General features: G+C 70.0%; 11 protein-coding genes. 5 read left to right on the top strand and 6 right to left on the bottom strand.

Annotated features, from left to right (window positions below; all coding sequences use genetic code 11):
- Positions 1-30 precede the first annotated feature (30 nt).
- The 6 genes from ACFXK0_RS01140 to ACFXK0_RS01115 form a co-directional block, all read right to left on the bottom strand.
- Complete coding sequence (locus tag ACFXK0_RS01140) at positions 31-816, bottom strand: ABC transporter permease (RefSeq protein ID WP_379407607.1); 786 nt, start codon at positions 814-816, stop codon at positions 31-33.
- Positions 816-1,634, bottom strand: a complete 819-nt coding sequence (locus ACFXK0_RS01135; RefSeq protein WP_379407606.1) for an ABC transporter permease — start codon at positions 1,632-1,634, stop codon at positions 816-818. The genes ACFXK0_RS01140 and ACFXK0_RS01135 overlap by 1 nt, the downstream gene beginning before the upstream one ends.
- On the bottom strand, positions 1,631-2,632 hold the full coding sequence (locus tag ACFXK0_RS01130; protein WP_379407605.1) for an ATP-binding cassette domain-containing protein: 1,002 nt from the start codon (positions 2,630-2,632) through the stop codon (positions 1,631-1,633). Before ACFXK0_RS01130 ends, ACFXK0_RS01135 begins: the two co-directional genes overlap by 4 nt.
- Positions 2,629-15,861 carry an amino acid adenylation domain-containing protein gene (locus tag ACFXK0_RS01125; protein WP_379407604.1) on the bottom strand — a complete coding sequence of 4,411 codons (13,233 nt, stop codon included), beginning with the start codon at positions 15,859-15,861 and terminating at the stop codon, positions 2,629-2,631. The genes ACFXK0_RS01130 and ACFXK0_RS01125 overlap by 4 nt, the downstream gene beginning before the upstream one ends.
- Before the next feature lie 115 nt (positions 15,862-15,976).
- Complete coding sequence (locus ACFXK0_RS01120; protein WP_379407603.1) at positions 15,977-16,387, bottom strand: AMP-binding protein; 411 nt, start codon at positions 16,385-16,387, stop codon at positions 15,977-15,979.
- A 143-nt stretch (positions 16,388-16,530) separates the two neighbouring features.
- Positions 16,531-17,334 (bottom strand): VOC family protein, encoded by an 804-nt coding sequence (locus ACFXK0_RS01115; RefSeq protein ID WP_379407602.1) that lies wholly within the window; start codon positions 17,332-17,334, stop codon positions 16,531-16,533.
- Between the two features lie 307 nt (positions 17,335-17,641).
- Here ACFXK0_RS01115 and ctaD point away from each other — a divergent pair, with 307 nt between their 5' ends.
- The 5 genes from ctaD to ACFXK0_RS01090 all read left to right on the top strand — a co-directional run bounded on the left by ctaD (position 17,642) and on the right by ACFXK0_RS01090 (position 22,985).
- On the top strand, positions 17,642-19,384 hold the full coding sequence (ctaD, locus tag ACFXK0_RS01110; RefSeq protein WP_379407601.1) for a cytochrome c oxidase subunit I: 1,743 nt from the start codon (positions 17,642-17,644) through the stop codon (positions 19,382-19,384).
- 82 nt (positions 19,385-19,466) lie between these two features.
- Positions 19,467-20,696, top strand: a complete 1,230-nt coding sequence (gene serB, locus ACFXK0_RS01105) for a phosphoserine phosphatase SerB (protein ID WP_379408053.1) — start codon at positions 19,467-19,469, stop codon at positions 20,694-20,696.
- An 81-nt stretch (positions 20,697-20,777) separates the two neighbouring features.
- Positions 20,778-21,200, top strand: a complete 423-nt coding sequence (locus tag ACFXK0_RS01100; protein WP_379407600.1) for a hypothetical protein — start codon at positions 20,778-20,780, stop codon at positions 21,198-21,200.
- A 33-nt stretch (positions 21,201-21,233) separates the two neighbouring features.
- Positions 21,234-22,004 carry a peptidyl-tRNA hydrolase gene (locus tag ACFXK0_RS01095; RefSeq protein WP_379407599.1) on the top strand — a complete coding sequence of 257 codons (771 nt, stop codon included), beginning with the start codon at positions 21,234-21,236 and terminating at the stop codon, positions 22,002-22,004.
- Positions 22,005-22,145: 141 nt separating this feature from the next.
- Positions 22,146-22,985: an ABC transporter ATP-binding protein gene (locus ACFXK0_RS01090; protein ID WP_379407598.1), complete on the top strand. Its 840-nt coding sequence runs from the start codon at positions 22,146-22,148 to the stop codon at positions 22,983-22,985.
- Positions 22,986-23,180 lie beyond the last annotated feature (195 nt).

The raw sequence follows: 23,180 nt of genomic DNA, 5'->3' as shown, positions 1-23,180 counted from the left end.
GCGTGGTCGTGGCCGCGTTCGCCGGGGGCGTCACCGGCGGCTGGCCCGCCGGAACCCGATGGCGGCGGGGACGGCGAACAGCAGCACCGCGCCCGCCGACCAGACCAGGGTGAGGATCAGCGGCCGGGCGATCGGGCCGTGGTCGGCCAGCCCGCGCATGGCGTCGACGGCCACCGACATCGGCTGATTGCGCACGATCGGCTGGATCCAGGTGGGGAAGGCGACCAGCGGCACGAAACCGGTGCTGAAGAACATCATCAGCGAAGTGAGGATGGTGATGCCCTCGACCAGCGCGGCCTTGGCGGTGTAGACGGCGACAGCGGTGACGATGGTGGCGAAGGCGAGCCCGAAGACCACCGGGACCAGCAGGAAGGCGAGGGTGGCCAGCGGGCCGTGCTGGAAGCGGAAGCCCAGCAGATAGCCGACCAGCACCACGGCGACGGTGCCGGCCAGGATGCGGCAGCCTTCGGCGAGGATGCGCGAGGCGAGACCGGAGGCACGATGCACGGGCAGCACCCAGAACCTGGCCAGCAGGCCAGCGTCGCGTTCCCGGCCCAGCAGCACGCCACTGGCCACCGCCCCGGAGACCGCGCCGACCAGCGCGACCATCGGGACCGAGCCGTAGAGGGCGTCCTCGCCGGTGAACCGCTCGATCTGGCCGCCGACGACGATATCGAGCATGAGCAGCAGCAGGCACGGGATGAGCAGCGTCTCGAGCAGCGTGATCGGATTGCGTGACCAGCGCAGCAGCAGCCGCTGGGTCTGGATCAGCGTGTGCCGGACCAGCGCGGCGGGGGAGTTCTCGGTCGAGGTCATCACGCTCGCCTCGAACTCAGCCGGATGGCCAATGGCGTGCACAGCAGCAGGATCGCGGCCAGCCACAGCAGCGACGGACCCAGCAGCGACCAGCTCACCACCCCGGCATTGCCCGCGGTGTCCCCGGCCAGGGCGCGCAACCCGATCGCGAACTGGGACACCGGTTGATTACGCACGAACCACTGGATCCACTCCGGGAACTGGCTGGCCGGCGCGAGACCGGTCGAGAGCATGCCGAAGATCAACGGCGGCAACACCAAGGCCTGCGAGGTGGCCTCCGGGCTCTTGGACAACGTGCCGATGACATCGGCGCCGAGGGTGAGCGCGACGCCGATGAGCAGCGAGAACGCCAGGAAACCGAGGGTGTGCCAGGCATCGAGCCGGAACCGGAACCCGATGACATACCCCGCCGCGACGGCCGCGGCCAAGGAGATGACCAGCCGGAACAGGTTGGCCGACATCCGCGCCGCCACCGGAACCAGCGGCCGCACCGGCATCGACCCGAACCGGCGATTGAGCCCCGCCACCGAATCGGTCGCCGAGCGGAACGCGGCGGAGATGGCGGTGAAGGCCGCGGCCTGCAGGATCACCAGCGGCATCATGTACTGGGCGTAACTGCTGAAACCGTTGCCGGAGAACATCATCACCGTTTTGAGCGGGATGTAGAAGCTGGCGGTGAAGGCGGCGGGCGCGAGTACCGAGGACAGCACCTCGCCGGATTTGGCCGAGGGCACGATCAGCCGGGTGGTCAGCACCCACCATTGCTGCACCGTGTCGGGGGTGGCGCGGGTGTGGGTGTGCCAGGTGACCGCGGTCATGAGACGGCCTGCTCGGTGGTCGCCAGATGGCCGGTGAGCTGGAGGAACACATCGTCGAGGGAGGGGCGGCGCAGGGCGATGTCGACCAGTTCGATGGCCGCGTCGTCCAGGCGGCGCAGCGCCTCGGCGAGGGTTTTGGCGCCGTCGGGGGCGGGGATGGTGATGCGATCGGATTCGGGGGTCAGCGCGGCCAGGTGCTCGGCGGGCAGCAGGGGGCCCAGCGCGCTGACGATGGCGGGCAGCCCGTCCAGATCCAGCGGGACGATCTCGCAGTAACTGCCGCCGGTGCGGTGCTTGAGTTCGTCGGCGGTGCCTGCGGCGATCACCACGCCGTGGTCGATGACGATGATCTGATCGCTGAGCGCGTCGGCCTCCTCCAGGTACTGGGTGGTGAGCAGGGTGGTGATCCCGGCGTTCTTGAAACCCTTCACCAGATCCCAGACGCCCTGGCGGCTGCGCGGGTCGAGGCCGGTGGTCGGCTCGTCGAGGAACACCACATCGGGGCGCACGACCAGCCCGCAGGCGATGTCGATGCGGCGGCGCATACCGCCGGAGTAGGTGCCGACGCGGCGGTCGGCGGCGCCTTCCAGATCGAATTCGGTGAGCAGTTCCCTGGCTCTGGCCTGGGCCGCGGGTTTGCGCAGGCCCATCAGCCTGCCGAACATGACGAGGTTCTCGTAGCCGCTGAGCATGTCGTCGAGGGCGGCGTACTGGCCGGTCAGCATGATCGACTTGCGGACCGCGGCCGGGTCGGCGACCACATCGTGTCCGGCGACCACGGCCCGCCCGCGATCGGGGGTGACCAGCGTGGAGAGGATATTGACGGTGGTGGTCTTGCCCGCGCCGTTGGGGCCGAGAATGCCGAGCACCTCGCCGGGGGCCGCGGTGAAGTCGACACCGCGCAGGGCGTGCACGTCGCCGAAGGATTTCTCGATCCCTTCGACCACGACGCCGCCGGTGCGCGACGAGCTCTGCGCGAGAGTGGGTTCGACGCTCATATCCGGTCTCCTGCTTCCATCTGGTCGTCGAGCACCGGCGAGATGACCGACAGTGCGTAGGGAGTGGTCAGGTCGTCGTGGGTCACCTCGACGTCGTGGGTGACGATCGCGCCGGTCACGTAGGGCCGCCAGCCGTCGGGGCCCATCCATTCCGAGGGGTCGACGGTGGCGCGGAAATAGAGGATGTCGCCGTCGTAGACCGGCCGCTGGTAGCCGGTTCTGGTGCCGGCGGAGGCGTTGTAGGAGGCGGCCATCCGTTCGATGGTGGCGGCGTCGACGAGTTCGACCCCGCCGAGCCGGGCGGTGATGAGGTCGGCGGCCTGCTGGGCGGTGGCCTCGGCGGGGACGTCGTCGATGCCCATGATGGCGCCGAAGGTGTTGATGAACGCGCCCGCGGAGAGGCGTTCGATGGTGTCGCCGTCGATGTCGGCGGTGTCGGTGTCGAGCAGTGCGACCACGCCGACCCGGTCGCCGGCCGCGGCGAGTTCGACCGCCATGGCCTGGGCGATCAGCCCGCCGAAGGACCAGCCGAGCAGGTGGTAGGGGCCGTGCGGCTGGACGGCACGGATCTCGCGGACGTAGCGGTGCGCGAACTCCTCGATGGAGCGGGCCGAGGGTTCGCGGCCGCTCAGATCGGGTGCCTGGAGGCCGTAGATCGGGCGGCCGGGGCGCAGCTGTTCGGCGAATCCCAGGTAGCTCCACGACATTCCGGAGGAGGAATGGACGCAGAACAGCGCGGGGCGGTCGCCGTCGGGGCGAATCGGGAGCAGGACGTCGAGGCCGAGTCCGGCCTGGCCCGACGGTGCGGTGGCGGCGGCCTCTTCCTCGGATGCCTTTCGGGCGGCGGGAGTTTCGGTGAATCGGGCGGCGGCAGTGAGGGCCTCGACCCACAGTCCGGCGAGATCGGCGACGTCGTCGTGGGCCAACAGCTCTGCGGCATAGCCGAAGTCGGCGCGCAGGCGGTTGCCGGTGATCATGGCGTTGATGTCGACGGCTGCCATGATCGGAACGTCCGCGTGTTCGGCGGCGGACAGGTCGCCGAGATCGTCGGTGGGTAGCCAGCCGAGTCCTTCCAGGCCGGCAGGGGTCTCGACCGAGGTGTGCTTGCCGAGATAGTTGACGCTGATCTGGCCGGGGAGTCGGCTCGGAAGTTCCTGGGCTGTCTCGGGATTCAGATAGCGGAGCATGCCCCAGCCGATGCCCTTGTCGGGGACCGCCAGCAGATCATGTTTGACCGCGCGGATGGCCGTGCCCATGGCGGGGCCTGCGGCGAAGGCGTCGGTGACGTCGACACCCGCGAGGTCGAGGCGCACCGGGTACAGGTTGGTGAACCAGCCGAGGGTGTGGGAAAGGTCGGCGCCGGGGACGATTTCTTCCTGCCGGCCGTGACCTTCCAGGCGCAGCAAGGCCGACGGTTCGTCTACACCTCGGTCGGCGCGCCAGCGGACCAGGGCCAGGGCGAGGGTGGCGTAGAGGGCGTCGGTGACGCTGCCGTGGAACAGGCCGGGCAGGGTGGTGAGCAGGGCGGTGGTGGTGTCTTCGTCCACCTCGATCATCAAGCGGCGCACGGTGTTTCCGTGATCGATCGCAGGATCGAGGGGCCGGGTGCCGAGCAGGGGATCGGGTCCGTTCACCACCGTCTGCCAGTAGCCGAGTTCGGCACGGCGCTGCTCGGTGCCGGCCTGCTCGGTGAGCGCGTGCGACCAGCGGCGCATGGAGGTACCGATCTCGGGCAGAACCGGCACGGCGCCTCCGGCGACCTGGGCCCAGGCGGTGATCAAGTCCTGCACCAGGATTCGCCACGACACGCTGTCGATCGCGAGGTGGTGCGCGACGACGACGAGCCGGCCGGATCTGCTGGGCGATTCGGGATCGAGCCAGACGAATTGGGTGACGACACCCGCGGCCGGGTCGAGGCGGTTCATCGCGGCATCCAGCTCGATCTGGGCGTATTCGCGCAGTTCGACGGGGTCGACCGGGGTGTCGAAGGCGGTGCGGTGCACCATGGCGTCCACGTCGACCGAGCCGGGGGCGGCCACCCGCAGATGCCAGCCGTCCCCGTCCTGCCACAGGCGTGAGCGCAGCATGTCGTGGCGGTCCACGACGGCGGTCAGGGTGGCGACGAGCTGGGCGCGGTCGATGCCTACGGGCAGGTCGAGGACGGCGGTCTGGGCGAAACGGTCGAAGTCGCCGCCGCGGTCGATCATGTACCGGACGATCGGGGTGAGCGGCAGGTCGCCGGTGCCGCCGCCGGGCAGTTCCGCGAGTGCCTCGACGGTGTCGGTGGCGTCGACGATCGCGCCCAGCGCGGCGACGGTGCGGTGCTCGAACACCTGGAGCGGGGTGCAGTGCACGCCACGCAGTTTCGCCTGGGTGACCAGCTGGATCGCCAGGATGCTGTCGCCGCCGAGGGCGAAGAAGGAGTCGTCGACGCCCACCTGCTCGCGGCCGAGCAGTTCGGCGTACACCTCGGCGAGGACCTGCTCGGTGGGGGTGCGCGGGGCACGGTACGGGGTGTCGTCGACGACGAACACCGGCTCCGGCAGGGCCTTGCGGTCGAGTTTGCCGACGGCATTGACGGGGATCTCGTCCAGGACGACGAAGGCAGCGGGGACCATGTACGCGGGCAGGGTGTCGGCGGCGACGGCGCGGATGTGGGCGAGGTCGAGGTCGGCGCCCGGCAGGCGGACGAGGTAGGCGGCGAGGGCGGTGGCGCCGGTGGGGCCGGGGACGCCGAGAGTCACCGCGAGGTCGACGCCCTCGATGGCGCCCAGCACCGCGTCGATCTCGCCGAGCTCGATGCGCTGGCCGCGGACCTTCACCTGGAAGTCGGTGCGGCCCAGGTATTCCAGGGTCAGTCGGCCGGTCGCGCCGGACCGGGCACGACCATGTGTCCAGCGCACGAGATCGCCGGTGCGATAGAGAATGTCGCCTGGCGCGCCGAACGGATCGGCGACGAAGCGGGCGGCGGTCAGGGCGGGACGAGCGTGGTAGCAGCGTGCCAGGGCGGTACCGGCCAGGTACAGCTCGCCGGCGACGCCGACGGGGACCGGGCGCAGGCGGTCGTCGAGGACGAGCACGGCGGCGCCACGCACCGGGGTGCCGATGGTGACCGGTTCGGTGGCCGCCAGCGGCCCGGAACCTGTTGCCCAGATGGTGTATTCGGTCGGTCCGTACAGGTTGACCATGATCCGACCGTCGGCGCACCAGCGGGCCACGAGATCGGGGCCGACCGCCTCACCGGCCACCGCCAGCACCCGCACGCTCGACACCTCGGCGGGATCGATGGTGGCCAGCGCGGACGGGGTGATCACCATGTGGGTGACCGATTCGGCGGCGATGAGTTCCGCGAGCGGGCCGCCACCGAAGACGTCCGGTGGCGCGATGACCGACGCGGCGCCGCAACCGAAAGCCATGAGCGCCTCGAAGATCGACGCGTCGAAGCTCGGCGAGGCGACCTGGAGGACGCGGGCGCGCTCGTCCAGGGCGAGGTCGGTGCGCTGGGCGGCGACCAGGTCGGCCAGGCCGCGATGAGTGACGGTGACGCCCTTGGGGGTGCCGGTGGAGCCGGAGGTGTAGATCATCCAGGCGGGGTTCTCGAGGCGGATCGGGGCGAGGCGGTCGTCGTCCGTGAGAGTGGTATCGCTGATGGCGCAAAGGTTTTCGATGACGGTGGGATCGTCGAGGACCAGCCAGCGGGTCGTATCGGGCAGTTGCGGCCGGTATTCGGCGAGGGTGATGCCGACCTCGGCCCCGGAATCGGTGAGCATGTGGTCGATGCGTTCGACCGGGTGCTTCGGGTCGACCGGGAGGAATGCGGCGCCGGTTTTGGCGGTGGCCCAGATGGCGGTGTGTAGTTCAGGGCATCGGGGGAGACCCAGGGCGACAACGGTTTCGGTGCGTGCGCCCGATTCGATGAGGAGACGGGCGAGCTGGTTCGAGCGTGCGTCGAGATCGCGGTACGTCGTAGTGCCGACCGGTTTCGAGACCAGGGCGGGGCGGTCGGGGAAGGTGTTGGCGGTGGTGGTGAGGAGGTGGGCGAGGGTGGTGGTGGGTGTGGTGGGGGTGGGGCCGTGGACGGGGATGAGGGTGGTGCGTTCGGTGTCGGTGAGGAGGTCGATGTCGGCGACGCGGCGGGTGGGGTCGGTGAGGACGGTGGTGAGGATCTGGTGCCAGCGGGTGGCGAAGGAGGTGGCGGTGGGGGCGTCGAAGAGGTCGGTGGCGTAGGTCAGGACGCCATCGATGCCTGCGGGGCCGGTGTTGGCGAAACGTTCGCGCAGGTCGAGGGTGAGATCGAAGGCGGAGGCGCGGCGGTCGAAGTCTTCGACCTCGAAGCGCAGGCCGGGTAGTTCGAGGACCGGCTCGACGAAGTTCTGCAGCGACAGCGAGACCTGGAACAGGGGGTGGTGGGCGGTCGAGCGGGTGGGGTCGATGACCTGGACGAGCTGCTCGAAAGGGACGTCGGCGTGGGCGAAGGCGTCGAGGTCGGTGCCGCGGATGGTGGCGAGGAACTCGCGGAAGGGCAGGCCGGGGTCGACCTGGGTGCGCAGGGCGAGGGTGTTGACGAACATGCCGACCAGATCGTCGAGCGCCGCCTCACCCCGACCGGCGACCGGAGTGCCGATGACGATGTCGCCGGTGCCGCCGAGCCGCGACAGCAGGACCGCCAGCGCCGCGTGCACGACCATGAAGACGCTGACATTGTTCGCCGCCGCGAACTCGATCAGCGCACGATGGGTCCGCTCGTCGAGACCGAAGTCCACGTCGTCACTGCGCATCGACTGCACGGCGGGGCGGGGGCGATCGCTGGGCAGTTCGAGCGCATCCGGAGCACCGGCCAGGGTCTCGGTCCAGTACCGGATCTGCTGTGCTGCCACGGATTCCGCATCGGTCGCGACACCCAGCAGCTCGCGGTGCCACAGGGCGAAATCCGCGTACTGCACGGCAAGGGGTTCCCGCGACGGCTCAGCGCCCGCGACCCGGGCCGAATAGGCGGCGACCAGATCGGCGGCCAGCGGCGCCATCGACGCGCCGTCAGCACTGATGTGATGCACGACCAGCACGACTACGTGCACGGGAACGCCATTGTCCGAAAATCGCTCGGCCACGGAGACCGCGGTCCCGACGGTTTCGCTGGGCGTCAGGCGGAACAAGCCGACTCGTAGCGGGGCCTCGCGGGTGAGGTCGAAGCCGGTGTTGGTGAGGTCGTTGATCCGGGTGCGTAGGGGGGCGCCGTCTTCGGTGTCGAGTACCGGCATGGCTGGGGTGGCGGATTCGATGCTGACGATGACCTGGCGGGGGCCGTCGGCGTCGGACGGGTAGCGGGTGCGCAGGGATTCGTGGCGGGTGATGACGTCGGTGAGGGCCTGGCGCAGGGCGGGGACGTCGAGGGTGCCGGTGAGGCGGAGGGCGATGGCGATGTTGTAGGCGGAGGAGGACGGGTCGAGCTGGTTGAGCACCCACATGCGTTGCTGGGCGGGGGAGAGTGGGATTCGGTCGGGGCGCGGGCGCGCGGCGAGGGTGGGGCGGCCGGGGGTGCTGTCGGTGGTGGGGACGACACGGGCGGACAGTTGGGCGACGGTGGGGGCGTCGAAGAGGTCGCGCAGGGCGATACCGGCGCCGAGGGTCGAATTGATCCGGGCGACAACCTTTGTCGCGCTCAGTGAGTTGCCTCCGAGCTCGAAGAAGGACTGGTCGACGCTGACGCGCTCGCTACCGAGGACATCGGCGAACACCGCCGCGACCGCCGCCTCGACCGGGGTGCTCGGTGCCAGATACGCGCGCTGCGCGGCCGAGAAGTCCGGTACCGGAAGGGCTTTGCGGTCCAGTTTGCCGACCGGTGTCAGCGGGATGTCATCCAGGATTACGACGTTGGCGGGCACCATGTACCCGGGCAGTTCTGCCGCGACCTGCGCGCGCAGCCGTTCGGGGTCGAGGGCGGATCCGGCGGTGGGCAGCACGTAGGACACCAGCACTGTCGCCCCGGCCGGCCCCTCGCGGCCGATGGTCACCGCGTACTCCACCTCGTCCTCGCGGGAGAGCACCGCGTCGATCTCGCCGAGTTCGATCCGCAGCCCACGGATCTTGACCTGGAAGTCGCTGCGGCCCAGGTACTCCAAGGTCAGTACGCCGTCGGGGCCGGGGACCCAGCGCACCATGTCACCGGTCCGGTACATCCGTTCGCCGGGCGCGCCGTAGGGGTCGGCGACGAACCGGGCCGCGGTCATCTCGAAGCGGTGGAAGTAGCCGCGGGCCAAGGCGGGCCCCGCCAGATACAGCTCGCCCTGGATGCCGACCGGCACCGGCCGCAGCCAGCTGTCCAGCACCACCACCGCGGCGCCCCGGATCGGGCCGCCGATGGTGACCGGCTCGCCGGCGCGGAGTTCGGCGGGACCGGTGGCCCAGATGCTGAACTCGGTGGGGCCGTACAGGTTCACCATCCGCCTGCCCGCCGCCCACTTCTCGATGAGTTCGGGGGTGGCCGCCTCACCGGCGACCGAGAGCACGCGCAGGTCGGTGAGATCGGTGGGTTCCATAGTGGCCAGCGCCGATGGGGTGATCACGGCATGGGTGACCCGCTCGGTGCGCAGCAGCGTCTCCAGTTCGCCGCCGCCGTACACCTCCGGCGGCGACACCACCAGCCGCGCGCCCGCCGCGTGCGCGGTGAGCATCTCGAAGACCGACGCGTCGAAACTGGGCGAGGCGACCTGGAGCGCGCTGGCGGAGGGGTCGAGGGCGAGCGTTTCCCGTTGGGATGTCACGAGATTCGCGATACCGCGGTGGCTGAGCAGGACCGCCTTCGGCTTGCCGGTGGAGCCGGAGGTGTAGATGAGGTAGGCAGTGTGGTCGAGATCGATCGGGCCGCCGCGTTCGGCGTCGGTGATGGGCGCGTCGGAGACGAGCATGGCGCGGCGCAGGGTGTTGAGGTCGTCGAGCAGTAGCCAGTCGACGGTGCCGGGCAGGGTTTCGCCGGTGGCGGTGACGGTGACGCCGATCGGGGCCTGGGAATCGCGGAGCATGTGCTCGATGCGTTCCACCGGATAGCTGGGGTCCAGCGGGACGAAGGCCGCGCCGGTCTTGGCCAGCGCCCATACCGCGACCACCGATTCGAGCGAGCGGGTCAGCGCCAGCACCACGAACACCTCGGGACTCACCCCGCGACCCAGCAGGACCCGGGCGAACCGGTTCGACCAGGCGTCGAGTTCGCCGTAGCTCATCCGCAGCTCGCCCGCGCTGATCGCGACCGCGTCCGGGTCGAGGCGGGCGCCCGCGGTCAGGATGTCGGGCAGGGTGCGCATCGGCACGCCCGCCGGGCCGTGGACGGGGGCGAGGGTGGCGAGTTCGGTGTCGCTGCAGTACTGCAGTTGCGAGACCAGCGCGTGCGGGTTCTCCGCCAGGCGGCCGAGCAAGCGGACAAAACGGTCCAGGAGGGATTGCGCGGCAACGGGTTCGAGTTGGTCGGCCATGAATTTGACGGTGATGCGCAGGGCGTCGCCGGTCGTGCCGTGCAGCGGAATCACCATGAGGTTCAACGGGTACGGGGTCGCGTCGGTTCCTTCCACATCGATGACCCGCATGCCGGCGATGTCCAGGGCCTGCGACAGGGCCTCCCGGTCGATCGGGTAGGACTCGAAAACGGTGAGGGTGTCGAACAATTCGGCCAATCCCACCGCCCGGTGGATGGCGGCCAGGCCGACGTGCTGATGGTCCATCAGCCGCGCCTGTTCGGCCTGCACCCGGGCCAACAGATCGGAGACCTTCTCCGCGGGGTCCAGGGTCACCCGGACCGGCACGGTGTTGATGAACAGCCCGACCATCTCCTCCACCCCGGGCAGTTCCGGCGGCCGGCCCGAGACGGTGCTGCCGAACACCACGTCGGTGCGACCGGTCAGCATGGCCAGCAACAGCGACCAGCTCGCCTGGACCAGGATGTTCACCGTCGCGCCCGCTTCCCTGGCCGCGGATTCGAGGACGGCGACGGTGTCCTCGGACAGATCGTGGGAGAGCATCGCGGTCTCGGTCGACTCGATCCCCGCGAGGGTGGGGACCGCGCGGGTGGGGGTGTCGATGCCGGCCAGGGACTGCCGCCAGGCCGCCAGCGACGCGTCGGTGTCCTGTTCGGCGAGCCAGGCCAGGAACTCGCGGTAGGAGCGGGCGGGCGGCAGGATCGAGGCGTCGCCCGCGGAGACGTAGAGGGCCAGCAGTTCGCGCACCAGCAGCGGCGTCGACCAACCGTCGAGGACCAGGTGGTGATTGGTCATGATGAGCCGGTAGGTGTCCGGGGTGGTCCGGATCAGGGTGAAGCGCAGCAGCGGGGGACGGGTGAGGTCGAAGCGGGTCAGCGCGTCGAGTTCGATCACCCGGTCGAGTTCGCGGGTGCGCTGCTCGTCATCGGTGAGGTCGGTGAGATCGAGGTCGTGCCAGCGGATCTCGGCCGTGGACAGGACGAGCTGGCGGGGGCTGTCGTCGGTCTCGGCGAAGGCGACGCGCAGGTTCTCGTGGCGGTCGATCAGGGCCTGGGCGGCGGCGCGCAGGCGAGCGGTGTCGACGGTGCCTGCCAGGGTGAGCAGCGATTGGACGGTGTAGCCGTCGGCGGTGTCGGAATCGTAGAGGGCGTGGAAGAGCAGGCCGTATTGCAGGGGCGAGAGCGGCCAGACGTCGGCGAGGGTGGGGTAGGCGCGTTCCCAGGTGTCGATCTGCGGTTGGTCGAGGGTGACGAGGGGGAAGTCGGAGGGGGTGCGGCCGCCCGCGCCTGCGGTGCGGGCATGGGTGGTCAGGGCTTCGAGGGCCTGCGACCACAGGTCGGCCAGTTCGCGGACGTCGGATTCGGTGAGCAGTCTGCTCGCGTATGCCCAGGTGACCTCCAGGCCCGCATCGGTGCGCACGGCGTTGATGTCGACGGTGGCGGCCAGGGGTGCGCGGTCGTCGTTGGTGGCGGCGAAGCGGCGTGGTAGCCAGGGGCCGTCGCCGGTTGTCGCCCGGCCGAGGTAGTTGAAGCTGAGCTGCGGGGTGGGTGCGTCCGCGAGGGCCGTCTCGGTATTCAGGTAGCGGAGCACGCCGTAGCCGACACCGCGATCGGGAATCGTGCGCAGTTGTTCCTTGGTCGCCTTGATCGCCGCGCCCGCGGCCGGGCCGCCGGTGAAGGCGTCGTTCAGGTCGATGCCCGCCAGATCGATCGCCACGGGATAGACGCTGGTGAACCAGCCGACCGTGCGGGCGATATCGGCGCCCGGCAGCAGGGATTCCGCGCGGCCGTGCCCTTCCAGGGTGAGCAGCGCGCCGTCGCGGTCGCGCCACCGGGCGACCGCGAGCGTCAGTGCTGCCAGCAGTACATCGTCTGCTCCGCAATGGAATTGCTCGGGAATGGTGGTGAGGACGGTGTGTGCGACCTCGGCCGGAACGGTCGTCTCGTACTGCGCCATGGTGGCGACCACGTCGCGGGCCGGGTTGAAGGGCTCGGCGCCGAAGGCGGGGTCCGGGGTTGCCAGGATGCGCTGCCAGATGGGCACTTCGCCGGCCCGCGCGCTCGCCTGCTCGGGCTGGCTGTGCGCCCAGCGGCGGAACGATGTGCCGACGGGCTCGAGTTCGCCACCGAAAGCGGCAGTCGCCAAGTCGGGCAACAGGATCCGCCACGACACACCGTCGGTGACGAGATGGTGCAGCACGAGCCAGCACAGCGGCGCCGCGCCGGCGCGCTCGATCAGTACGAAGCGAGCCACGCTGCCGGTCGTGGGGTCCAGGAGATCGGCAGCCTGCTGCAAGGCCCGCTCGACTGTATCGGTGAACTCGGCCGCCTGCGGTCTGGTCCGGACGACCTCGATCAATGAGTCGGCGGTGATCGAACCCGATTCGGCGACAACCCATTCCCAGTTTCCGGGGGAGCCGCGCAGGGTGGAGCGCAGGATGTCGTGATGGTCTAGGAAGGTCTGGACTGCCGTGGCGAGGGTCGACGGGGTGGCATCGTCGGGCAGGGTGATCAAGACGGCCTGGCTGTAGCGGCGCCAGGTGTCGCCGTGTTCGAGCATCGCGTGCACGATCGGGGTGAGGGTTACCGGGCCGGTGCCGCCGCCGGGGAGTTCTTCCACCACGGTCACTTCGGTGTCTGCGGCGACGGCGGCCAGGGCGGCGACCGTTTTGCGTTCGAAGACGTCGCGGGCGGTGAAGGTGATGCCGGCGGCCTTAGCGCGGGAGACGAGCTGGATGGAGACGATGCTGTCGCCGCCGAGGGCGAAGAAGCTGTCGTCGGCGCCGACCGCGTCGAGGCCGAGTACTTCGGCGAACAGGGCGGCGATCGCTTTCTCACGCGGGGTCGACGGCGGCCTGCTCGCCACGGTTCGGGCGGTGAAATCCGGTGCGGGCAAGGCTTTTCGGTCAACCTTGCCGAGCGGGGTCAGCGGGACGCGGTCGAGCACCATGACCACGACGGGAACCATGTAGGCCGGAAGTTGTTCGCCGACCGCGGCTTTCACCGCTTCGGGGTGGACCTCGGCGCCGGGTTCGGTGGTGACGTAGGAGACGAGGGCGGTCGCGCCGGTGGCGGTCTCGACACCGAGGGTGATCGCGAAGTCGATATCGGGCAGGTGCTGGAGGGCGGCGTCGATCTCACCGAGTTCGATCCGGTAGCCGCGCACCTTCACCTGGAAGTCGCTGCGGCCCTGGTATTCCAGGGTGAAGCGGCCGTGCTGCTCGCTCCAGCGGACCAGATCGCCGGTGCGGTACATCCGTTCGCCGGACGCGTACGGATCAGCGACGAAGCGGCTCGCCGTGAGTCCGCTGCGCCGATGGTAACCCCGGGCGACCCCGGGGCCCGCGAGATACAGCTCGCCCACGGTGCCCGCCGGCACAGGGCGCAGCCAGGGGTCGAGGACCAGGCCGGAGACACCACGGGTGAGGCCGCCGATCGTCACCGGCGCGCCGGGGACCAGGGGATCGGTGAGGGTGGAGGTCACCGTGGTCTCGGTGGGGCCGTAGCCGTTGAGCAGGGCACGGCCCGCCCACTTCGTCACCAGTTCCGGCGGGCAGGCATCGCCGCCGACGACGATGGTGCGCAGGTCGGGCAGGGTCGACGGGTCGAGCGAACCGACGACCGCGGGGGTGACATTGAGGTGGGTGACCCGGTGCGCGCGCAGCACCTGGGCCATGTCCTCGCCCGCGTACGCCGACGGCGGGACCACCGCGAGAGTGGCGCCGGCGGTGAGGGTCACCAGGATCTCCTCGACCGAGATGTCGAAGCTCGGCGAAACAGCGTGGGCGACAACGGAGTCCGCGTCGACGCCGAAGCCCGCGCCGGATCCGGTGGCGAGATTGGCCAAGCCGCGATGGGAAACCAGCACGCCCTTGGGGAGACCGGTTGATCCGGAGGTGTAGATGACGTAGGCAACCTGGTCCAGGTGCAGCGGGGCGGTGCGGTCGGCATCGGTGATCGGGGCGGCGTCCTCGGCATCGATCGCCGCGACGGTGGCGGTGTCGTCGAGAATCAGCCAGTCGACCCGATCCGGCAGTGACGGGCGCGCCCGCGCCACGGTCAGGCCGGTGACCACAGCGCTGTCGTCGATCATGTGCTCGATCCGGTCCGCCGGATAGGCCGGATCGATCGGCACGAACGGCGCGCCCGTCTTGGCGACCGCGACAGTGGCGAGTACCGACTCCCTGGACCGTGGAATCGACAGGGCGACACCGTGTTCCGGTCCGGCACCGGCAGCGGTCAGGACGCGGGCCAGGCGGTTGGTGTAGTCGTCCACCGCCCGGTAGGTCATGGTCTCGTCCTCGCCCCAGCGCAGCGCCACCGCGTCCGGGTCGATCGCTGCGCCCCCGGCGAACAGCTCGGGCAGGGTGCGCGGCTCGACCCCTGAAGGACCGCGCGCGGGCACCGAGAGCGTCTGCTCGGCAAGGGACAGCACCGACACCGCCGACAGCGGTGCCCCGGGTCCGGCCAGCAGGAAACGGTGCAGGAACAGCAGGAAGCGCGCATGGTGGGCGGCCAGGTCGGCGTCGCTGTAGAGGTTCCCGTTGCCCTGCAGGTCGATGTGGGTGCTCTCGCCGCCGACACCGGGATAGAGGTTGACGAACAGATCGTCGATCAGCCCGGAGGTGAGCACGTGCAATCGCCCGACCACCGGACCGAGCGCGATCCGGGTGTCGACCATCATCAGGTTCACGGCGGGCCCGAACGACGCCGCCTCGTCCATCGCCCAGCCGAGATCGCGGACGATGTCCTCCTGGCGATAGCGTTGCCTGCGCAGCGCACCGGTCAGCTCGCCCTGCACCGCCAGGATCGCCGCGCCCACCGTGGTCGCCGGATCGAGGCGCACCCGCAACGGGACGACATTGGCGAGCATGCCGCCCGACCGGCGCAGCGTCGCCGAGGTCCGCGCCGACACCGGCAGGCTCAGCACCACCTCCGGCGCACCGGTCATCGCGGCCAGATAGGCGCCGAACGCGGCGACCGCGGTCGGCGCCACTGCTGAATTCACCTCGGCGGCAACGGTATCGAGCAGTGCGGCGGTCTCGGCGGGCAGCGCGCCGGAGACCCGGTTCGGATGGCTGTCGACGGCGGCGTCGCGGCCGGCGAGGGTGACCGGATCGGCCAGCCGGGCCAGATGATCGCGCCAGTACTCGCGGTCGGCGGCGAAACGGCCGGAACTGCGATAGGCCAGATCGGCCTCGACGATCTTCTGCAGCGGCTCGGCCTTGGCTCGGGGTGGCTCGCGACCCTCGAGCGCGGCGTTGTAGAGCTCGCCGGTGCGCTGGACCAGCGCCAGCGCGCCCATGCCGTCGAGCACGATGTGGTGCATCCGCGAGTACCAGAACCAGCGGTCCACGCCGACCCGCAACATGGCCAACCGGACCAATCGGTCTTTCATAACGTCCAGCGGCGCCGAGTACTCGGCGCGCATCCACGCCTGCGCCGCCGCCTCCGGGTCCGGCTCGGACCGGAAGTCCAGCTCGGCCATGCCGTCGTCGAGGGTGAGGTCCACGAGCTGGTGCGGCTGCCCGTCGACCTCCACCAGACGCAGATAGCCGGTGCCGAACTCGCGGCCGGTGCGCTGCACGGCCCGCGTCAGCAACTCGTGCTCGACGGGGCCGGTCAGCTCGACGTACTGGGCGATGGAGATGGGCGTGTAACCCGCGATGTGCTGGGCGAACCAGATGCCACGCTGGGCGGCGGACAGCGGAAACGGGCCTTCGGGTGCGCCGGCATCCGGCGCAGGCGAAGCAGACTGGATCATGAACGAACCTGCGTTCTCATGTGCTCGAGCTCGGTGTTCACCTGTCGTCCCCGACCGCTACGTAACGCGCGCTATGTCCATTCTGGACCTGCGGAGACCGGATCGGAATGGGGTATCAGGAGGCCGCGCGCAGTTCGACGGCCGACAGGGGCGCATCCGAGCTGACCAGGTAGTGCCGCAACGTCGAGCGATCGTCGAGGATCAGCCAGTCGACGGCGTCGGTCAGCTCGGCCCGGCGCGACCGGGTGGTGATGCCGACGCGGGCGGTGGCGGCGTCCGCCTGCACCGGGTGCGCGCCGATCTTGCGCGCCGCCGCCTCGGCCACCAGCGCCTCGATCCGCGGCTCGACCGCCAGCGCGACGCGGGCGCCCGCAGTGGCACCGCGGCCCAGCAGCAGCCGGGCCAGCCGGTTCGCCCAGCGGTCCAGATCGGCGTCGGCGAGCCGGCCGTCGGCGATCGGCGCCGCGGCATGCCTGCGCGGCATCGCGATGACGTTGTCGGCGGATGCGGTGACCGGTGCGCTCATCGTGGTGTCCCCTTCGTGGCTGGTGGGAGGTGTTTTCGGTACCTCTCCACCCTCGCCGCCGGGCGGGGAAACCGACACCGACCCCAGCGTTGGGGTGGTAACTCCCAGGGGGATCGATTACCACCCCAAGGTGGGTGAACCGGTCAGCGCTTGTTGCCGCCGATGCTGAAATGCGCGCCGGTGGCGTCGGTGAGTCCGGCCAGGCGGCCGTAGGGGGTGTCCATCGGCTCGATGACGATCGCGCCGCCCAGCGCCACCGCCTGCTCGGCCGTCTTGTCGACATCGTCGGCGCCGAAATAGATCGTCCACGCGCCGGGCAGGCCGTCGGGCAGGTGCGCGCTGCCGTCCATCACGCCGCCGAGCATCGGGGAGGTGGCGTGCAGGGTGGTGTAGCGGAACTCGTCGGAATCGGCGACGGTGAAGGTGTCGTCCCAGCCGAAAACGTCCCGGTAGAAGGCCAGTGAGGGCTCGTAGGAGCGGGTCATCAGCTCGAACCAGGACGGCACGCCGACATGTTCGGACCAGGTGCCGTCGGCGACCGAGCCCACCGCCTCGAAGCCACCGAAGGTGCCCGCCTGCCAGACCCCGACGCCCACGCCACCGGAATCGGCGAGCACGGCCATCGTCCCGAGGTCGGCGACCGCCATCGGCGCCACGAACACCTGCCCGCCCGCCGCGCTCGCCTCGGCGACGGTCGCCGCCGCGTCGGCCGAGGACAGGTAGACCGTCCACCGGTCGGGGTAGACGTCGGCGGGATCCTCCATCCTGGCCATCGCCCCGGCCACGGCCCGGCCGTCCTTGCTGAAGGTCGTGTATCCGCCGAATTCCGGGCCGCCGCGCTCGGCGGTCCAGCCGAACAGTTCGCCGTAGTAGGCGATCGCGCGGTCCAGGTCGGCGGTGTAGAGGTCGGCCCAGACGGGATCGCCGGGCTTGGGAGTGATGGTCATGACGGGCTCCTCGGTTCGACAGGGTGGTTCGACAGAGGCGGTGAGCACGGCGCGCACCGTCATCGATCATGACGCGCCGAAGGCCGAAAAGTCATCGCTGACAACCGTTGCACCCGCCGGACCTGCGGAGGAAGATCGAGACCGTCCTCGGCCCGCCGCCTACGGCGCGCCGAATACGACACAGAGTAGGACCCGCGCGGAATGCTGCGGCAGCACGGTTTACGATCACTTCAACGCATGTCTGCTGCTCGCCTCCCGAGGCGCGGCCGGCGCTGCGAGTGACGTACAGGCATCTTCAGGAGGATCAGTGACTGCGGTAGAGCCCAGGCCAGTCCCTCAGTTGGAAGCGACTCGACCGTATCCGGCTCGGACCGGGCCGAAGGGCTCGTTCCTCTACAAGGCGGTCACCACCACCGACCCCAAGGTGCTCGGCACCATGTATCTGGTGACGGCGATCAGCTTCTTCCTGGTCGGCGGTCTCATGGCGCTGCTCATGCGCGCCGAGCTCGCGCGCCCGGGTCTGCAGTTCCTTTCGCCGGAACAGTTCAACCAGCTGTTCACCATGCACGGCACGATCATGCTGCTGTTCTACGCGACGGCGATCGTGTTCGGCTTCGCCAACATCATCCTGCCGCTGCAGATCGGCGCCCCCGACGTCGCCTTCCCGCGACTGAACGCGTTCAGCTACTGGCTGTACCTGTTCGGCGGCACCATGGCGACCGCGGGCTTCGTGACCCCCGGTGGCGCGGCGGACTTCGGCTGGACGGCGTACGTGCCGCTGACCGACATCCTGCACTCGCCCGGTGTCGGCACCGACCTGTGGATCCTGGGCCTGGCCGTGTCCGGTCTGGGCACCATCCTCGGTGGCGTCAACATGCTCACCACCGTGGTCTGCCTGCGCGCGCCCGGTATGACCATGTTCCGCATGCCGATCTTCACCTGGAACATCGCGGTGACCTCGGTCCTGGTGCTGCTGGCCTTCCCGCTGCTGACCGCGGCGCTGTTCGGCCTGGCCTACGACCGCCACCTGGGCGGCCACATCTACGACCCGGCCACCGGCGGCATCCTGCTCTACCAGCACCTGTTCTGGTTCTTCGGCCATCCCGAGGTGTACATCATCGCGCTGCCGTTCTTCGGCATCGTCTCCGAGATCTTCCCGGTGTTCAGCCGGAAGCCGATCTTCGGTTACACCACGCTGGTCTACGCCACCCTGGGTATCGCCGCGCTGTCGATCGCCGTGTGGGCGCACCACATGTACGCCACCGGCGCCGTGCTGCTGCCGTACTTCTCCTTCATGACCTTCCTCATCGCGGTCCCGACCGGTGTGAAGTTCTTCAACTGGATCGGCACCATGTGGCGCGGTCAGCTGACGTTCGAATCACCGATGCTGTGGTCGATCGGCTTCCTGGTGACCTTCCTCTTCGGTGGTCTGTCGGGTGTCATCCTGGCCTCGCCGCCGCTGGACTTCCACGTCACCGACTCGTACTTCGTCGTCGCGCACTTCCACTACGTGCTCTTCGGCACCATCGTGTTCGCCACCTTCGCCGGTATCTACTTCTGGTTCCCGAAGATCACCGGCCGCATGATGGACGAGCGTCTCGCGAAGTGGCACTTCTGGACCACCTTCGTCGGCTTCCACACCACCTTCCTGGTGCAGCACTGGCTGGGTGCCGAGGGCATGCCGCGTCGCTACGCCGACTACCTGCCCAGCGACGGCTTCACCACGCTGAACACCATCTCCACCATCGGTGCCTTCATCCTCGGCTCGTCGATGCTGCCGTTCGTGTGGAACACGTTCAAGAGCTACCGTTACGGCGAGGTCGTCACCGTGGACGATCCGTGGGGCTACGGCAACTCCCTGGAGTGGGCCACCACCTGCCCGCCGCCGCGCCACAACTTCTACGAGCTGCCGCGTATCCGTTCGGAGCGCCCGGCGTTCGAGCTGCACTACCCGCACATGGTCGAGCGCATGAAGGCTGAAGCGCACGTCGGCTGGGGTTCGGGCAAGCACAGCACGCACGTCGAAGAAGGCGCGCTCGCCAAGAAGTAGGAAAACACCGTAAGACGAGGGTGTGCACCGGCTGGGTGACCAGCAGGTGCACACTCTTTTTGTGGGTAATCGAACGGAGCAGATCGACTTGGCCGACACCACAGTTCTCGTGACCGTCACCGGCCCCGACCGACCCGGCGTCACGTCCGTACTGCTGGCGACGCTGTCACGCCACCAGGTGAGCCTGCTGGACGTGGAACAGGTGGTCATCAGGGGCAGGCTCACCCTCGGTGTGCTGGTCTCGTGCCCGAACGACCCCGAGGCGCTGCAGGACGAGCTCGAAGAGGCGATGAACACCGTCGGCATGCAGGTCGACGTGTCGGTCGACGCGCAGATCGGCAAGCCGCCCATGTCGACCCACGCCGTGGTCGTGCTCGGCGCGCCCGTCACCGCGCACGCCTTCAGCGCGATCTCGCGGCTGCTGGCCGGGCTCGGCGCCAATATCGACACCATCCGCGGCATCGCCGACTACCCGGTGACCGGCATGGAACTGCTCGTCTCGGCGTCCGACGCAGGCGCCGACACCGACTCGCGGCTGCGCACCGCCCTGGCCGACATCGCCGTCGCCGAACAGGTCGACATCGCGGTGGAACGGGCCGGGCTGGCGCGCCGGGCCAAGCGGCTCATCGTCTTCGACGTGGACTCCACGCTGATCCAGGGCGAGGTCATCGAGATGCTGGCCGCGCACGCCGGCGTCGAGGACCAGGTCCGCGAAGTCACCGAGGCCGCCATGCGCGGCGAACTCGACTTCGCCGAATCGCTGCGGCAGCGGGTGGCGACCCTCGAGGGGCTCGACGAATCGGTGATCGAGGAGGTCGCCGACCGGATCGAGCTCACCCCCGGCGCGCGCACCACCATCCGCACACTGCGGCGGCTCGGGTTCCGCTGCGGGGTGGTCTCCGGCGGGTTCCGGCAGGTCATCGAGCCGCTCGCGCACGAACTCGAGCTCGACTTCGTGCAGGCCAACACCCTGGAGATCGTCGACGGCAAGCTCACCGGCCGGGTGGTCGGCGAGATCGTCGACCGGGCCTTCAAGGCGACCGCGCTGCGCAAGTTCGCCGCCGAGGCGGGCGTGCCGATGGAGCAGACCGTCGCGGTCGGTGACGGCGCCAACGACATCGACATGCTCAACGCCGCCGGGCTGGGTGTGGCGTTCAACGCCAAGCCCGCGCTGCGCGAGGTGGCCGACACGGCGCTGTCGCATCCGTACCTGGACGCGGTGCTGTTCATCCTGGGCGTCACCCGGGACGAAGTGGAAGCCGCCGACGCCCGCGACGGCGGCGTGCGCAGGGTGCCGCTGCTCGGTCGGTGACGCCGAAACGTGTCCACCGCGACGTAGAGTGACGACGAGGTATCCGAGTCGTCGTCACCTGTTCGTCACTGGGAGGCTGCTGTGCGTAGAACCTTGCTCGTTCTGATCACCGTGGCCGGGATTGGCGCATTGACCGCCGGCTGCGGCGGCGACGAACCCACACCCACCACGGTGACACTGCCGAGCAATCCCTCGCCCAACGAGTTCGCGCCGGTGACGATCGATCAGTCCGTCAACGGCGGCACCGTGATCGTGACCGTCGGCCAGCGCCTGCACGTGCGGTTGCCGCAGACGGCGGACTCCACCGAGCGGTGGGCCGTGGTGAACTTCGAGCGAGGCATCCTCATTCCCGACGGCGGCCCACGAGCCGACGGCGCCGCCACGATCTGGCCCTACCTGGCGGTCCAGCCCGGCACCACCGCGCTGCAGTACAGCCTCACTCCCGCCAACAAGGCGCCGATCCGGCCCGCACCGTCGTTCCGGGTCGATGTGCGGGTGAACTGAGCGCCCGACCGGCTCGATTAGGCTGGTTCGACGATGAGCGACGAATCGACCGGCACCGTGGACGCCCCCGACGACACCGACACCTTCGCCCTGCGGCACGCCGAACTCGCCCAGGGGTACGGCGGCGCTGGCGACCCCGACGACCCGGCCATGGTGCAGGCCATGCAGATGGTGCTGCACATCCCCAAGACCGACCCGCCCGCGCGCAGCGCCCTGCTGGCCGCCGCGGCCGCCGCCGCGCTGGCGGTGTGCCTCGACCCCCGTTCGGGGTCCGGTGGGGAGTGGGAGCCGCGGTATCTGGCGTGGAAGCGGTCGCGGATCAGGAAGGTCGCCCGGCGGGCCAGGGGCGCGCAGTGGGTCGCCGCGGGCGCGGTCGACGGGGTGACCGTCGAGGTCGACGGTGCGCAGGCGCGCGCGTTCGTGCCCGGACCGGTCGGCGCGATCGATCAGCGGGTGCGCAAACTGCAGATCGGCGGCACCGACCTCGCACACGACGAGCCGGGCCCGCCGGACCCCACCCTGCCGGTGCTGTGGGTGAACGCGGCACTGGAGATGTCGGTCGGCAAGGCCGCCGCGCAGGTCGGCCACGCGAGCATGCTGCTGGCCGGGGCGCTGCCGGTCGAGGTGGTCGCGGACTGGGCGCGGCGCGAATTCCGTTGCGCGGTGCGCGAGGCCGAGCCCGCACACTGGTCGCGACTGGTCGCCGAGGTGGCGGCCGGGCGCGCGGTGGCGGTGCGTGACGCCGGGTTCACCGAAGTGGCACCCGGCTCGATGACGGTGATCGCGGTGCCCGCGGGCGCCTGACCCGACACGCCGGGAGCAGCTCGCGGTCCGCCCGACTCCGGGCATCCGACAGCCAGTCACCGCGCGAGTGCACCAGCGCCGACCAGCACCGACCGAACCCGTCCGGGCCGGTCGTTCCGCTGCGGGCTCGCGTGGTCCAAGATGGAGCGCGTGTCGCAACCCGATCCCGATCCTGATCTGCTCATCGACTTCTCCGACGTGACCATCCGCCGCTCGGGCCGAACGCTCGTCGGTCCGGTCACCTGGCAGGTCGAGCTCGACGAACGCTGGGTGGTGCTCGGCCCCAACGGGGCGGGCAAGACCTCGCTGCTGAGAATGGCCGCCGCCGAGGTCCATCCGACCTCCGGCGCGGCGAACCTGTTGGGGGAGACGCTCGGTCGCGTCGACGTCACCGAGCTGCGCCCGCGCATCGGGCTGTCCTCGGCGGCGGTCGCGAGCCGCATCCCGGTCGACGAGAAGGTCAGCGACCTGGTGGTCTCCGCCGGGTACGCGGTGCTCGGCCGCTGGCGCGAGCGCTACGACACCATCGACACCGAACGCGCCGTCGACATGCTGGAAACCCTGGGCGCCGAACATCTTTCCGACCGCACCTACGGCACCCTGTCCGAGGGCGAGCGCAAGCGCGTGCTGATCGCCCGTGCCCTGATGACCGACCCGGAACTGCTGCTGCTCGACGAACCGGCGGCCGGGCTGGACCTGGGTGGGCGCGAGGAGCTCGTCGAGCGGCTGGGCAATCTGGCCGCCGACCCGGACGCGCCCGCCATGGTGCTGGTGACCCACCACGTGGAGGAGATCCCGCCCGGGTTCACCCACGCGTTGCTGCTCAAGGAGGGTGAAGTGGTCGGGCAGGGGCTGCTCGAAGACGTGCTCACCGCGGCGAACCTGAGTGCCGCGTTCAGTCAGTCCATCGCGCTGGACCGGGTCGACGGCCGCTGGTTCGCCCGCCGGGCGCGCCGCGCGGGACAGCACCGGCGCGCCTGAACCGCCCCCGCGGGCCGACACCGCCGGGCCTGAACCGCCTGCGCGCAGGGGTCTGAACCGTCCACTGAGCGGGAGGCCGGGGCGCCCACCGGTGAACCGTTACCGTGGCGAACCAAGCGGGCGCTAGGGTGCTGACAGGCCGGTGCATCGGCGCACCGGCCCGAGCGCACCCGGCGCATGGCCCCAGGTCGGTCG

Origin of the sequence: Nocardia sp. NPDC059177 (assembly GCF_042755165.1) — a bacterium.
Lineage (GTDB): Bacteria > Actinomycetota > Actinomycetes > Mycobacteriales > Mycobacteriaceae > Nocardia.
This window is presented reverse-complemented; position numbering and strand designations above follow the sequence as displayed.